General features: G+C 72.8%; 15 protein-coding genes and 2 pseudogenes. 6 read left to right on the top strand and 11 right to left on the bottom strand.

The annotated features are described in order from the left end of the window. The coding region (locus ABD944_RS41615; protein WP_345187651.1) for a hypothetical protein at nucleotides 1-677 on the bottom strand (677 nt) is incomplete at its 3' end. A 121-nt stretch (nucleotides 678-798) separates the two neighbouring features. On the opposite strand from ABD944_RS41615, the gene ABD944_RS41610 reads away from it, so the two are divergent. After that, nucleotides 799-1593: an SAM-dependent methyltransferase gene (locus tag ABD944_RS41610; RefSeq protein ID WP_345187649.1), complete on the top strand. Its 795-nt coding sequence runs from the start codon at nucleotides 799-801 to the stop codon at nucleotides 1591-1593. A gap of 47 nt (nucleotides 1594-1640) precedes the next feature. Here the strand turns inward: ABD944_RS41610 and ABD944_RS41605 are convergent, their stop codons facing one another. Next, complete coding sequence (locus ABD944_RS41605) at nucleotides 1641-2051, bottom strand: organic hydroperoxide resistance protein (RefSeq protein WP_345187647.1); 411 nt, start codon at nucleotides 2049-2051, stop codon at nucleotides 1641-1643. 79 nt (nucleotides 2052-2130) lie between these two features. Here ABD944_RS41605 and ABD944_RS41600 point away from each other — a divergent pair, with 79 nt between their 5' ends. Next, nucleotides 2131-2712 (top strand): TetR/AcrR family transcriptional regulator, encoded by a 582-nt coding sequence (locus ABD944_RS41600; RefSeq protein ID WP_345187644.1) that lies wholly within the window; start codon nucleotides 2131-2133, stop codon nucleotides 2710-2712. Between the two features lie 61 nt (nucleotides 2713-2773). Here the strand turns inward: ABD944_RS41600 and ABD944_RS41595 are convergent, their stop codons facing one another. Continuing rightward, on the bottom strand, nucleotides 2774-3676 hold the full coding sequence (locus tag ABD944_RS41595; protein ID WP_345187642.1) for an RNA polymerase sigma-70 factor: 903 nt from the start codon (nucleotides 3674-3676) through the stop codon (nucleotides 2774-2776). 178 nt (nucleotides 3677-3854) lie between these two features. Between ABD944_RS41595 and ABD944_RS41590 the strand changes: the two genes are divergently transcribed. Further along, complete coding sequence (locus ABD944_RS41590) at nucleotides 3855-4622, top strand: SDR family oxidoreductase (protein ID WP_345187639.1); 768 nt, start codon at nucleotides 3855-3857, stop codon at nucleotides 4620-4622. A 7-nt stretch (nucleotides 4623-4629) separates the two neighbouring features. Here ABD944_RS41590 and ABD944_RS41585 read toward each other — a convergent pair whose 3' ends face one another. Both ABD944_RS41585 and ABD944_RS41580 read right to left on the bottom strand, forming a co-directional pair. Beyond that, a complete protein-coding gene (locus tag ABD944_RS41585; RefSeq protein ID WP_345187637.1) occupies nucleotides 4630-5445 on the bottom strand; it encodes a SigB/SigF/SigG family RNA polymerase sigma factor in 816 nt (271 codons plus the stop codon). A 52-nt stretch (nucleotides 5446-5497) separates the two neighbouring features. After that, complete coding sequence (locus ABD944_RS41580; RefSeq protein WP_345187634.1) at nucleotides 5498-5887, bottom strand: STAS domain-containing protein; 390 nt, start codon at nucleotides 5885-5887, stop codon at nucleotides 5498-5500. 234 nt (nucleotides 5888-6121) lie between these two features. On the opposite strand from ABD944_RS41580, the gene ABD944_RS41575 reads away from it, so the two are divergent. Continuing rightward, nucleotides 6122-6895 (top strand): ANTAR domain-containing protein, encoded by a 774-nt coding sequence (locus ABD944_RS41575; protein WP_345187631.1) that lies wholly within the window; start codon nucleotides 6122-6124, stop codon nucleotides 6893-6895. A gap of 140 nt (nucleotides 6896-7035) precedes the next feature. Here ABD944_RS41575 and ABD944_RS42595 read toward each other — a convergent pair. Then, nucleotides 7036-7137, bottom strand: a pseudogene (locus ABD944_RS42595) (hypothetical protein); the annotation flags it as partial. A gap of 25 nt (nucleotides 7138-7162) precedes the next feature. Next, nucleotides 7163-7375, bottom strand: coding sequence for a hypothetical protein (locus tag ABD944_RS41570; protein WP_345187629.1), 213 nt, complete (start codon nucleotides 7373-7375; stop codon nucleotides 7163-7165). Nucleotides 7376-7927: 552 nt separating this feature from the next. Between ABD944_RS41570 and ABD944_RS41565 the strand changes: the two genes are divergently transcribed. Next, entirely contained in the window at nucleotides 7928-9535 is a 1608-nt protein-coding gene (locus ABD944_RS41565; RefSeq protein WP_345187627.1) for an ABC-F family ATP-binding cassette domain-containing protein, read from the top strand. A 112-nt stretch (nucleotides 9536-9647) separates the two neighbouring features. On the opposite strand, the gene ABD944_RS41560 is transcribed toward ABD944_RS41565, so the two are convergent. Both ABD944_RS41560 and ABD944_RS41555 read right to left on the bottom strand, forming a co-directional pair. Beyond that, nucleotides 9648-10448, bottom strand: a complete 801-nt coding sequence (locus ABD944_RS41560) for an SAM-dependent methyltransferase (protein WP_345187623.1) — start codon at nucleotides 10446-10448, stop codon at nucleotides 9648-9650. Between the two features lie 185 nt (nucleotides 10449-10633). Beyond that, nucleotides 10634-12259, bottom strand: coding sequence for an acyl-CoA dehydrogenase family protein (locus ABD944_RS41555; RefSeq protein ID WP_345187621.1), 1626 nt, complete (start codon nucleotides 12257-12259; stop codon nucleotides 10634-10636). A gap of 166 nt (nucleotides 12260-12425) precedes the next feature. Here ABD944_RS41555 and ABD944_RS41550 point away from each other — a divergent pair, with 166 nt between their 5' ends. After that, a complete protein-coding gene (locus tag ABD944_RS41550) occupies nucleotides 12426-13199 on the top strand; it encodes a DUF1707 SHOCT-like domain-containing protein (protein WP_345187619.1) in 774 nt (257 codons plus the stop codon). Between the two features lie 12 nt (nucleotides 13200-13211). Here the strand turns inward: ABD944_RS41550 and ABD944_RS41545 are convergent, their stop codons facing one another. Further along, nucleotides 13212-13427 carry a hypothetical protein gene (locus tag ABD944_RS41545; protein ID WP_345187617.1) on the bottom strand — a complete coding sequence of 72 codons (216 nt, stop codon included), beginning with the start codon at nucleotides 13425-13427 and terminating at the stop codon, nucleotides 13212-13214. Nucleotides 13428-13468: 41 nt separating this feature from the next. Further along, nucleotides 13469-13737 (bottom strand): annotated as a pseudogene (locus ABD944_RS41540) (sirohydrochlorin chelatase); the annotation flags it as partial.

Genomic DNA, 13737 nt, shown 5'->3' with positions numbered 1-13737 from the left:
ACGCCGAGGACCGTCCCGCCGAGCAGGCCCGCGACGCCGAGGTCGGCGCCGCGCCGTCCCGCGCCGAGCGGCAGCGCCAGGAGGGCGGCGGCGACGGCGAGGCCGGCCGCGGGCGCCGCCAGCGCGCGGCGCCGGACGAAGAACGCCAGCGCCACGCCCAGCGCCCCCAGGACGGGCAGCGCCATCACGCCGTACCAGCGTCCCGGCTCCGGCCTCATGCCGACCTGGATGAGGGGCGCCGGGACGCCTTTGCGCAGGTGCCAGCGGTGATTATCGGAAATGTCGGGACGCACCGTTGCGGATACCGGTGGAAGCCGCAATTGCATGGCCGTGTCGTCGAAACCCCGCGCCGCGAGTTCGCGCGCCGCGCCGGAAGTGTCGATTCTCAGGAACGGCCTGTGTCCCGTGCGGTAGGCGCGGCCGATTTCCGCGCGGGCGAACGGCGCCCCGCGGTCTTTCCTGGTGCGGACGCGGACGGCCCCGGCGCCGGGGAACAGCGCCGCGGCGACCCGTCCCGCGAGAGCCCGCACCTCGGCGTCCGACCGGAGCCGCCCCGCCGCGTACAGGTCGACCTGGGCACCGCCGTCGGCCAGAAGGGCGACCTCCATCCGCGCCCGCCGCTCCCGGGGCGGCGCTCCGCCGCACCCGGCGAGCACGGCGAATACCAGCAGGATCATCGCGACCGCGGCAAGCCGCCGAAAACGCACCCAGGCCTCGCTTCGTCGGTCGGTGTCCCGGCGCCGGAAGAATGATCTATTTTATGCGCGACCACCGGTGGAGCACAGCAGGGAGAAGACCATGGCCGAAGACCCGGTCAACGCGATCGACACCTCCGTTCCGCACTCCGCGCGCATATGGAACTACTGGCTCGGCGGCAAGGACAACTATCCGGTCGACCGCGACGCCGGCGACCAGTACGTCAGCATCTACCCCGGGATCGTGGACATCGCGCGGACCGGCCGGCATTTCCTGGCTCGCGCCGTCCGGTACCTGGCGGGGGAGGCGGGCGTCCGCCAGTTCCTGGACGTCGGCACCGGCCTGCCCACCGTCGACAACACCCACGAGGTGGCGCAGCGCGTCGCGCCCGAGGCGCGCATCGTGTACGTCGACAACGACCCGCTGGTGCTGTCCCACGCGCACGCCCTGCTGACGAGCCGTCCCGAGGGCGAGACCAGCTACATCGAGTCCGACATGCGCGAGCCCGAGCAGATCCTCGCGATCGCCCGGGGCAAGCTCGACTTCGACCGCCCGATCGCCCTGATGCTGATGGGCGTCCTCGGGCACGTCGACTCCTACGACGAGATCCTGCACATCATCCGGACCCTGATGGGCGGCCTGCCCTCCGGCAGCTTTCTCGCCCTCTACGACGACACCGACACCGACGAGGCCCACAACAAGGCGCAGCAGGAGTACGACGACACCGGCGCCGTCCCGTACCGGCTGCGCCGTCCCGAGCAGATCGCCGGGTACTTCGACGGCTTCGAGCTGGTGGAGCCCGGTGTGGTGGCGTGCGAGAAGTGGCGCCCCGAGCCGAGCCCGTTCGGTGAGACGCCGAGCACCTCGACCCTCTGCGGGGTCGCCCGCAAGGCCTGACCGGACGGGGCCGCCGGCCGGAACCGGCCGGCGGCCCCGTCCGCCGCTCAGATCGCCGACAGCTCCACCGGGATGTTGCCGCGGGTGGCGTTGGAGTAGGGGCACACCTGGTGGGTGGTCTCGACGAGCTGCTGCTTGGTCTCCGCGCTGAGGGCGTCGGGCAGCTTCGCCACCAGCTTGACGTCGAGCTGGAAGCCGCCCGAGCCGTTCGGGCCGAGGCCGACCTCCGCGGTCACGGACATGCCGGAGACGTCGATCTTCTGCTTCCGCGCCACCAGCTGCAGCGCGCTGGCGAAGCACGCGGCGTAGCCGGCCGCGAACAGCTGCTCGGGGTTCGTGCCGTCGCCGTCACCCCCGAGCTCCTTCTGCAGGGCCAGCTGGAGGTCCAGCCGGCCGTCGCCGGTGAAGGCGCGCCCGTCGCGCCCGGTGGCGGTGGCGGTGGTCGTGTACTGGCTCATGAGCCGTCCCTTCACAAGTAGACAGACAGATCTGTCTGCACTCCGGAGACTAGACGGGTCTGTCTGGTAGCGTCAAGGGGTGACCACGAGATCCCCGGCGCCCCGCCGGAGCGCGGCCTGGTCCCGCGTGTTCGACACCGCGACGCGCCTGTTCTACGCCGAGGGCGTGCACGCCGTGGGCGTCGACCGGATCATCGCCGAGGCCGGGGTGGCGAAGGCGACCTTCTACCACCACTTCCCGAGCAAGGACGACCTCGTCCGCGCCTACGTCACCGAGCAGAGCCTGCGGCAGCGCGGCATCGCCGACGTGCCCGCGTCCGCGACGCCCCGCGAGGCGCTCCTCACGGCGTTCGAGCGCATGTGCACGTTCGGCTCCGAGCCCTCCTACCGCGGCTGCCCGTTCATCAACGTCGCCGCCGAGTACCCCGACCCCGCCCACCCGGTCCGCCGGGCGGTCGACGAGCACCGCGAGTGGTGCCGGGGCCTGTTCCGCGACCTGCTGGCCGCCGACGGCCATCCCGACCCCGAGCGCACGGCCCACACCCTCATGCTCCTGAGGGACGGCCTCGCCGTCGGCTTCGACCTCGACGACCCGGCGACGGTCCGCACCGCGGTCCACGAGGCCGTCACCAGAATCCTGGACGCCCCCACCCACCCATGACCGCAACCCCACCGCGTTGCGGGTTGTGGTCCGAGGGTGCGCTCCGGGGGTGGTCGGGGTGTCAGCGGTGGAGGGGGGTTTCCTGGGTCATGCGGGAGAGCTTCTCGGGGTTGCGGACGGCGTAGAGGCCGGTGACGCGGCCGTCGTCGACGCGGGTCGCGATGACGGTGTCGATCTCGCCGGCGCGGCCGAGGATCAGCGCGGGGTGGCCGTTGACGTGCGTCGGCCGCAGCGTGACCGCGCCGGAGAGCCGGGCGAGCACGGCGGCCACCTTCTCCGCCCCGACCACGGGCGCGAGCGCGGCCCGGACGACGCCGCCGCCGTCGGTCAGCAGGACGACGTCCGGCGCGAGGACGTCCAGCAGGTTCCGCAGGTCGCCGGTCTCGACCGCCTGCCGGAAGGCGTCGAGCGCGGCCCGGGCGTCGGACGGTGCGGCGGTGTCGCGGGGCCTGCGCGCGGCGACGTGCCTGCGGGCGCGGTGGGCGATCTGGCGGACCGCGTCGGGGTTCTTGCCGACGGCCTGGGCGATCTCGTCGTAGTCGAGGCCGAACACCTCGCGCAGCACGAACACCGCCCGCTCGGTCGGGGCGAGGGTCTCCAGCACCAGCAGCATCGCCATCGAGAGGCTCTCGGCGAGTTCGACGTCCTCGGCCACGTCGGGCGTGGTCAGCAGCGGCTCGGGCAGCCAGGGCCCCACATAGGACTCCTTGCGCCGGCGCAGCGTGCGCAGCCGGGTGAGCGCCTGGCGGGTGGTGGCCCGCACCAGGTACGCGCGGGGATCCCGCACCGTCTCCAGGTCGACGCCCGTCCACCGCAGCCAGGTCTCCTGCAGGACGTCCTCGGCGTCGGCGGCTGAGCCGAGCATCTCGTAGGCGACGGTGAACAGCAGGTTGCGGTGGGCGATGAACAGCTCGGTGGCGGCGTCCATGCGGCTGTCGGCCGTGTCCTTCGTTCGTTCGTCCATGGCCCTCTCCATTACGCGTTTCGTGCCGTGCACAGGACGCCGGGCCCGGTCCGCGTGTGACATCGGCGATCGGTGGCGCACGTCACACTCGGGCCCCTGTCACGGAGGCGGGGGCGGCGGCATCTCGTGTCCGGAACCGCGTGGAGAGCCGCGCGGGCCACGAGACGGGAGCTTGATCATGATCGAGAACAGCGGGAGCCGGACGGTCGCGATGGTCACCGGGGCCAACAAGGGGATCGGCCGGGCGGTCGCCGGGGCGCTCGCCGACCGGGGCATGACGGTCCTGCTCGGTGCGCGGGACCGGCGGCGCGGGGAGGAGGCGGCCTCGGCGCTGCGCGCTGCGGGCGGCGACGTCCACGCGGTGCGCCTGGACGTCACCGACCCGGCCACCGTCCAGGACGCCGCGACGTGGGTCGAGGAGCGTTACGGGCGCCTCGACGTGCTGGTCAACAACGCGGGCATCACTGGCTCGGGACAGGTGGCGCCCCAGGACGCCGTCGACCAGATCCCCAGTTCCGTCGACCTGGAGCTGGTCCGGGCGGTGTTCGCGACCAACGTCTTCGGGGTGATCGCGGTGACCAACGCCATGCTGCCGCTGCTGCGCCGGTCGCCGGCGGCGCGCGTCGTCAACGTCAGCAGCCACGCCGGGTCGCTGACCCTCACCAGCGACCCGGACGGCCCCTTCGCGGCGCTGCTGCCGTCGGCCGCGTACACGCCGTCGAAGGCGGCGCTGAACGCGCTGACCGTGCAGTACGCCAACGAACTGCGCAAGGACGGCGTGCTCGTCAACGCCGTCGCCCCCGGCTTCGTCGACACCGACAGCAACGATCACACCGGGCATCTCACCCCCGCGGAGGGCGCCGCCGTCGTGGTGCGCCTGGCCACGCTCGGCGCGGACGGGCCGACCGCCGGCTTCTTCGGCGAGGACGGCCCGCTGCCCTGGTAGGGCCGCCTCAGGCGGGCAGCATGCCGTGGCGCAACTGGAGGAGGGACTTGCTGAGCAGGCGCGAGACGTGCATCTGCGAGATGCCGAACTGCTCGGCGATCTGCGTCTGGGTCTGGTTGCCGAAGAAGCGCAGCAGGACGATGGTGCGCTGCCGTTCGGGCAGCTCACTGAGCAGGGACCAGAGGGTCTTGCGCTCGACCACGTGCTGCAGGTCCGGGTCTTCGGCGCCGAGGTGGTCGACGATGAGCCCCGCGTCGCTCTCGGAGCCCCCTTCGGCGGGTGCGTCCAGGGACAGCGGGTTGTAGGAGTCCCACGCGATGACGGCCTCGGTGACCTCCTCCAGGCCGAGGCCGAGGAGGCCGGCGAGTTCGCTGGGCGTGGGGGAGCGGCCGTTCTCCTGGGAGAAGACCTGGGTGGCGTGCACCAGGCGGGGGCGCAGTTCCTGGATGCGGCGGGTGACGCGGATGCCCCAGGTCCGGTCCCGGAAGTGCCGGCGCACCTCGCCGAGGATCACGGGGTAGGCGTAGGCGTGGAAGCTGTCCCCGCGCTCGGGGTCGAAGCGGTTGATGGCCATCACCAGGCCGAGGTAGGCGACCTGCCGGATGTCCTCCAGGGGCTCGCCGCGGTGCCCGTAGCGCCGCGCGATCGACTCGACCATGGAGGCGTGCGCCTCGACCAGGGCGGCTCTCAGCCGGTCGCGCCGTTCGGGGCCGGTCCCGGGGTGGTTCATCTCGTCCAGCAGCGCCTCGGCGGGGGGCGGTTCATCTTCGCGGGGGGCGGCTCGGCCGCCGCCGTCCCTCACCGGTGCCTCGGCATTTGTCACTAGGGCCCCTTCCTGGGCGTCGGGGTGCGGGAGTCGTGCGGCGGCCCGGGGCTCAGCGCCGGAACCGTCCGTGGTGGTGCGGGAGGGGGGTCGGCGGTGCGGCGGTCTCGGGAGCTTCCAAGGGGACGACGCGGCTCACACCCGTCGTGGCGCAGACGCGCGGCACCGTCCCGGACGGGGGGAGCCGCAGGGACAGGGGCGTGGCCAGCTCGGAGGCGTGGATGTGGACGCGCAGGATCGCCTCCATGGTGCTGGGGTCGCAGTAGTCGCAGCCGGTCAGGTCAAGGACGATGGCGGGGACGCCGTCGTCCAGCAGGCGCCGCGAGGAGTCGCACAGGTCGTCGTAGTTCGCGAGCCCGAGGACGGCCGGCAGGCGCAGAACCGCCTGACGCCGGGTGAACCTCACCGAGATGCCGCTGGGGGTCGTGAAGGCTTTGCGCATGCCACCTCACCGAGAGAGTCGGAGTGAAGCGGGCCGCGCTGTTGGACCCAGAAGACACCGGAACGGGACTTCTTCTCACATCTCCCCATGCGAGTCGGCCTCAAACCGGCGGACGGCCCCGGGCGGGGGGCGGGGACCAGCGGCCGGCGGGCCGGACGGCATAGCATTCGGGGGCGGCGGCTCCCGGCTGGGGGTGGTCGCGGCCGCCGCCGCCTGATGACGTTGGAGAACTCGGTGAACGATCGGCTCGTCCCCGGTTCGGACCGTTCCCGGGAGTCCGCGGGCCACATGGTCGAGCTGACCCGTTCGCTGCTGGACGCGGAGACGGTCGACGGGGTCCTGCGCCGCATCCTGCTGGCCGCCCGCATGCTGATCCCCGACGCCGACATGGCCAGCATCACGCTGCGGGAGCGCACCGGCGAGCTGCGCACGCCGTTCCACAGCGACCCGTCGGCGGTCGAGCTGGACCGGCTCCAGTACCGGCTGGGCGAGGGCCCGTGCGTGGCCGCCGCGGACCCCGCCGGCGTCGCGTTCGCCCGCAGCGGCGACCTGTCGGCCGAGCCCGCCTGGCCGGAGTTCGGCCCGGCCGCCGCCTCGTACGGCTACGCGTCCGTCCTGGCCACCGCGCTGCTGCTGCCGGCCGAGTCGGACGCGGCCGTCGGCGCGCTCAACGTGTACTCGCGGGAGCGCGGGAGGCTGGACGACGTCGCCCGCGACACCGCGCTGCTGCTGGCCACGCACGCCTCCCTCGCCCTGGCCTCCGTCAGGACGGCCGCCGGCGGCGCCCGCGACCTGGCCGACGCGGCGAACCAGATGGCGAACCTGCGCCGGGCGCTCGACACCCGGACGGTGATCGGCCAGGCCACCGGCATCCTGATGGCCCGCCGCGGTCTCGACGCCGACAAGGCGTTCGAGCTGCTGTCCCGCACGTCGCAGAACCTCAACGTCAGGCTCGGCAGCCTGGCGGAGGGCATCGTCTCCGCCCCCGAGGCCGCCGACGACCTCTGACCGGGAGCTTCACGCGCGCCGGCCCCGAGCGGCGGCCGGTACGACTCCCGGCGGCCCGGCCGGAGCGGGACGGGCCCGCCGCCGTGCCGGTAGCGCGCCCGGACGATGCCGTCGACGAGCCCGGTCGACCGGCCGTGCGCGTCGACCTCGGCGAGGCGCGCCGTCCAGTCGCGGTCCTCGGCGGACGACGCCGCCTCCAGCCGCAGGACCACCTCGCCCGCGATGGCCAGATCGGTCTCCAGCGGCGCCGAGGTCAGGCAGGACGTCCTAGCGCACCTCGATCGCGGACTGCGAGAAGATCCGCGCCTTTGGCAGGTTCGGCTCCCGGCCCCGGGCGAGTGCGGAGAAGAACTCCAGGTGCATCGCGCCCGACGAGCTCTGACCGGCGCCCGGCCGCCCCCTGGCGCGGCGGACTTGCCACCGGTCGGCAGGGGCGAACGGGAGACGGCGGATCAGCCGTGGTGAAACGGTAATGCTCATTGGGACCCCTTCGGTGCACGCGGCTGCTTCGTCGTCTTTCTTTTCCAGGTCATGGGCATCCGCCCGACTGCGCTGCCGAGGGTCCGCCAGGGGCCTCGTGAGCCCAGCCGGAGCCCCGCTGGTGGCTCTCGCCGAGAGGGCCGGCGGTTCGCGTCGTCGTCCGCGAGCGCCTGGCTGATAGAATGAAGGCGTGGAATTGATCGAGGTAGACAGAGCCTAGCCACCGAACTGCCGGTGGCTTTCATTCGCGCGGGAACTCTCCTCCGCGGTGAACGGTATTTCTCGACGCACGCGTGTACGTCCGCCCGTCCTGGGTGTTGACACCGCCTTGCGAATCCCCGGCACGTTCGCACCGCACCAGCCCTGGCGCGGGTGCATGACTGCGAATGCGCGACTTCGGCCTCCCAGATAGGCGCGACGCCGATTCGGCGCCCCTCGCGTGCGGCTGCACGCGAGGCACCTCGCCGCGCATCCTCCCCGGGGCTGCCCTTCCGGCACAGAACTGACCCCGTCCCGCCTGCCGACGGTTGACGGGAGAAAGAGAAGTACGCCATGTCTACCAACTCCGCGATCACCCTCCGCGACCTGACCTTCGAGTGGCCTGACGGGTCCGTCGCGATCGCCGGCGTCAACGCCACGTTCAGCACCGGTCGGACGGGACTGATCGGCCGCAACGGCGTCGGCAAGTCGACCCTGCTCAAGCTCATCGCGGCCGAACTGCGCCCGACGGCCGGGCAGATCGACACCACGGGCGAGGTCGGCTACCTGCCGCAGACCCTTACGCTGAGGCGCGGCGCCACCATCGCCGAACTGCTCGGCATCCACGGCGTCCTCGCGGCGATGAGGGCCATCGAGTCCGGCGACGTCGACCAGCGCCACTTCGACGCGATCGGCGACGACTGGGACATCGAGTCCCGCGCCGACGAGGCGCTGCATCAGATCGGCTTCTCCGCGGGCGACCTCGACCGCCGCGTCGCCGAGGTCTCCGGCGGGGAGGCGATGCTGATCGCGATCACCGGGCTGCGCCTCCGGCGCACCCCGATCACGCTGCTCGACGAACCCACCAACAACCTCGACCGCCCGACCCGCGCCGAACTGGCCGAGTTCGTCGACCAGTGGCCCGGGACGCTCGTCGTCGTGAGCCACGACCTCGAACTGCTGGAGCGCATGGACCACACCGCCGAGCTCTTCGCGGGAGGAGTCGACACCTTCGGCGGCCCGTACAGCGCGTGGAAGGAACACCGGGAGAACGAGCAGGCGGCCGCGGTGCAGGCGGCCCGCTCGGCCCAGCAGGCGCTCAAGGTCGAGAAGCGGCAGCGCGTCGAGGCCGAGACGAAGCTCGCGCGCCGCGAGCGCACCGCGAAGAAGACGCAGAGGGACGGCGGGATCCCGAGGATCCTCGCCGGCAACCGGGCCGCCAAGGCGCAGGCGTCGGCGGGATCGCTGCGGTCCACACTCGACGACAAGGTGCAGGCCGCCCAGGCCGCCGTCGACACCGCTGACGCGCGCGTCCGCGACGAAGAGCACATCCACCTCGTCCTGCCCGATCCAGGTGTTCCCCGCGGGCGACGCATCGCGGAACTGAGAGACGAGAACCTGACCGTGATGGTCCAGGGCCCGGAACGGGTGGCGCTCGTCGGCGCGAACGGCGCCGGGAAGTCGACTCTGATCGCGCAGCTCGTCCACGCCTCCGAACCCGTTCCGGGGCGTCCGCACGGCAGCCTGAGCACCGACCTCGTCGGCTACCTTCCGCAGAGCCTCGACGAACTCGACGACGACGCCAGCGCGATGGACAACGTGCGGGCCGTCGCTCCGGGGACACCGGCCGGCGCGATCCGCAACCAGCTCGCCCGGCTGCTGCTACGCGGTGACAGCGTGGACCGCCCGGTCCGCACGCTCTCAGGCGGAGAGCGGTTCCGCGTCTCGCTCGCAAGCCTCCTCTTCGCGGAGCCGCCCGCTCAACTGCTGATCCTGGACGAGCCCACGAACAACCTCGACATCGCAAGCGTCGAACAACTCGCCGAAGCGCTCGACGCGTACCGGGGAGCGCTTCTCATCGTCAGCCACGACGTCGCCTTCCTCGAACGGATCGGCGTCGACACCGTCATCGAACTCGACGGCGACGGGCGGATGCACCAGCGGCGAGACCTCGACCTCTAGCCGCGCTGGATCGCCACGGCCGGCGAGCGGGGAGGCGGATCCACGCGGATCCGCCTCCCCGCCCCCGAAAGGGAGCAGCGCCCGGAGGCGAACCGAAGCGGCGGTGTCGGGATCAGGGCTTGCGGCCGACGCCGCCCGTCATGAAGCGGACGTCGATGGTGCTGGCGTCCAGGACGGGCTCCTCGGGGCGCCACAGCGGGAGCGGGACGAGGCCGGGCGGCAGGATCTCCAAGCCGTCGAAGAAGGCGGCCAGCTCGGCGGGCGTGCGGACGCGGCCGGTGCCGAGCTGCTCCAGGAGCTGCTTCTCCAGCGCGACGGACTCGGGGGCGTCGCCCAGCCGGGTGAAGTTGGTGATGAAGAAGAAGGAGCCGCTGGGCATCGCGTCCCGCAGCACCTGCACGATCCGGCCGGGCTTCTCGTCGTCGGCGAGGTGGTGCAGGATCCCGACGAGCATCACGCAGACGGGCTTGTCGAAGTCGATCAGCGCGCGGACCTCCGGGCGCCCGAGGAGGTCCTCGGGCTGGCGGATGTCGGCGGTCACCACGGTGGTGTTGGCGTTGTCGGCGAGGATCGCACGGCCGTGCGCCAGCACGATCGGATCGATGTCGACGTACACCACGTGGGCCGCCGGGTTGACCTCCTGGGCGACCTCGTGGGTGTTGCGGACGGTCGGCAGGCCCGATCCCAGGTCGAGGAACTGGGTGATCCCCTCCTCGGCGGCGAGATGGCGCACGACGCGGTGCAGGATCGCCCGGTTGTGCAGGGCGATGTCCCGGAGCTCCGGCATGATCGCGAGGCTGCCCTCGGCGACGGCCCGGTCCACCTCGTAGTTGTCCTTGCCGCCGAGCATCACGTCGTAGACGCGTGCGGCGGTCGGGACGCCGGTGGGAATCTGCGGGGACGACTCGGCCATGTGCACCTCGAGGCTCAGGAGATCTTGTACCGCATCGTAGCTTCGCGGAGCCGCGCAGAATGCGAAAAACCCTTATGCCAAGGGGCTTCTCGCGAACGCAGCGCCGGGACCGCCCCCGAACCCGGGCTGAAGCCGGGACGACGAGGCGCCTCCGGAAGGCTCCGGACGCCGATCTCGCCCGCGGCTCAGCCGACCTTCGGGGTGGCGCGGTCGATGATCGGGGCGACGTCCAGGCCTGGGGGGAGGGTGCCGAACGCGCCACCCCAGTCCCCGCCGAGACGGGTGGCGCAGAAGGCGTCGGCTACTGCCGGGTGGCCGTGTCTGACCAGCAGCGATGCCTGCAGGACGAGCGCCAAGCGCTCGGCGACCCGGCGGGCGCGGTACTCGATCGTCGCGGTGTCGGCGAAGGCTCCCTTGGCCTCCTTGACGGCCGCGTCGAGGCGGGCGTCGGCTCCTTGCGCCTGGTCGACTTCGTCGAAGAAGGCCTCCAACGTCTGCGGCTCCCGCAGCACGGCGCGCAGGATGTCGAGTGCCGCTACGTTGCCGGAGCCCTCCCAGATGGAGTTCAGCGGGGACTCGCGGAAGAGGCGGGGCATGCCGGACTCCTCGACGTAGCCGTTGCCGCCCAGGCATTCGAGGGCCTCGGCGGCGTGCGCGGGCCAGCGCTTGCAGATCCAGTACTTGCTGACCGCGAGGCCGAGGCGCTTGAAGGCGGTCTCGGTCTCGCTGCCGCGCACCGAGCGGTCGGTGGCGCCCGCGAGGCGCAGCATCGTGGTCGTGGCGGCCTCGGACTCGATCGCCAGGTCGGCCAGGACGTTGCGCATCAGCGGCTGGTCGATCAGCGGGCGGCCGAACGCCGAGCGGTGCGCGGCGTGGTGCGCGGCGGTGGTGACGCCGAGCCGCATGCCGGACGCGGCGCCGATGACGCAGTCCAGACGGGTCATGTTGACCATCTCGATGATGGTGCGGACGCCGCGGCCCTCGTCGCCGACGCGCCAGGCGACCGCCTCGTCGTACTCCACCTCGGAGGAGGCGTTGGAGCGGTTGCCGAGCTTGTCCTTCAGCCGCATCAGGCGCAGCGGGTTGAGGCCGCCGTCCGGCAGGACGCGGGGGACGAGGAAGCAGGTCAGGCCGCCGGGCGCCTGGGCGAGGGTGAGGAACACGTCGCACATCGGGGCGCTGGTGAACCACTTGTGGCCGACGAGCCGGTACGTCCCGTCGGGCTGGGGCGCGGCCGTGGTGGTGTTCGCGCGGACGTCCGAGCCGCCCTGCTTCTCGGTCATGGACATGCCGGCGAGGAGCGCGGTCTTGGTGAGCGGGGGCCGCAGCCCGAAGTCGTACTCCGGCCTGGCCAGGAGCGGCTCGTACTGCGCGGCCAGCTCCGGGGACTGGCGCAGCGCGGGGACGGCGGCGTAGGTCATCGAGACGGGGCAGCCGTGGCCCGCGTCGACGCGCCAGGTGTAGAACTTCGCGGCGCGGGCGACGTGGGCGCCCTCGCGGGGGTCGGTCCACGCGGAGCCGTGCAGGCCGTGCGTCACCGCGACGGTCATCAGCTCGTGCCACGCCGGGTGGAACTCGACCTCGTCGATCCGGTGCCCGCAGCGGTCGTGGGTGCGCAGGACGGGCGGGTGCTCGTTGGCGAGGCGTCCCCACTCCTGGGCCCGCTCGGTGCCGGCGAGGCGGCCGAGCTCGCGCACCTCGGGCTCGGCCCACCCGGCGCCCTCGCGGTGCAGCCCGTCCAGCAGGGCCGCCTCGTCGGACGCGTCGTGCCCGGCGAGCGGGGGGACCTGGTTGAACACCTCGTGCGTCACGCGCTCTCCCAACGTTCATGCCGTCGGTCGCAGAATACAGAACGCGGTTCGGACAACAAGATGATCATGCCTGCGGGGTGGGAGGACGTCCATCCTCCTCAGGTGGAGGGCGATCTCGTCCGCGCGGCGGATTGTCCCGCGCCGCCGGGGGCATACCGTCGAAATCATGAGTCAGTCCGGTCCGCAGCCCGAGCGGCCCGCCCCGAGCCGGCCGCCGGAGCGGCGGCGGGACGGCGGCCCCGTCCCCGAACCGGTCGACGTGACGGCCGCCCCCGACACCGGGCGGGCGGCCGAGACCGCGCGGCTCTCCGAGACCCCGCGGGCGCCCGAGGCCCGGCGGGCCTCCGACCCGGTGCGGGCGTCCGACGCCGAGCGCGAGGCCGTCGTGGAGCGGCTGCGGGTCGCCTCGGTGGAGGGGCGGCTCACCTTCGAGGAGCTGACCGAGCGCACCGAGGCCGCCTACGCGGCCGTCAGCCGGGGCGAGCTCGAACGCATCACCGCCGACCTGCCCAGCATGGGCGCGCCCGGGGCCAACCCCGCGCCAGTGCAGGTCAAGCGCAGGTTCAGCGCGGTCATGGGGGACTGCAAGGAGCGCATCGTCGGCCGCATCGACGGGCCGCTGGAGGCCGTGTCGGTGATGGGCGACGTCGAGCTCGACCTGCGCGGCGCGCAGGTCCCCACCGGCGAGGTCCACATCTGCGTGACCGCGGTGATGGGCGACGTCAAGATCATCGTTCCGGACGGCGTCAGCATCGTGCTGACCGGGCACAACTTCCTCGGCGACCGGCGGGTGGCGGTCCGCGACCCGCATCCGGGCGCCCGCGTCCCCGTCGTGCGCGTCACCGCGACCGCCGTGATGGGCGACATCAAGATCGTCGACGACGAGCACCACGCCCCGCTCCGGCGCGCCCTCGCCACCTGGTGGAAGGACCGCTGGTAGCGGGTGGGCGGGTCAGCGGGTGTCGTCGTGCGCTTCGGCGTCCTCGACGCCCTCCTCGTCCGGTGGGAGCGTGTCGGGGTGCTCGTACCTCACCCCGGGAGTCCCGGTTCCGCTGGTCTCCTCCCCGTCCGGGACGGTGCGGCCGCGGGCGTCGGACCGCTCGTTCACCGGGGCGAAGCGGCGGTCGTCGGTCTCCTCGGGCTCATGGCCGGTCTCTTCGCGCGTCATGGCCGCCCGCATACCCGGCGACCGGCGCCTCGAACGCCCCGTCAGACCGCGGTCGCCGCGCGGGAGGCCTCCAGCGCTTCGGCGTAGCGGAGGACGACCAGGTCGGCGACCTCCGGCGCCGCGCCGAGGGCGGGGGAGACCGCGGCGGCTCCGGCGGCCAGGGACTCCCGGCTGACCTTGTCGGCGAAGTGGCCCGGAGCGAGGATGTACGCGCCCGCCGCCTCGCGCGCCGCGCCCGCCGCGCGCAGCGACCGCACCGCCTCCGAGGGCGCCGGGCGGGCCGCCGTCACGTACGCCGGCACCACATCCC

Source organism: Actinomadura verrucosospora (assembly GCF_039540335.1).
Classification (GTDB): Bacteria; Actinomycetota; Actinomycetes; order Streptosporangiales; family Streptosporangiaceae; genus Spirillospora; species Spirillospora verrucosospora.
This window is presented reverse-complemented; position numbering and strand designations above follow the sequence as displayed.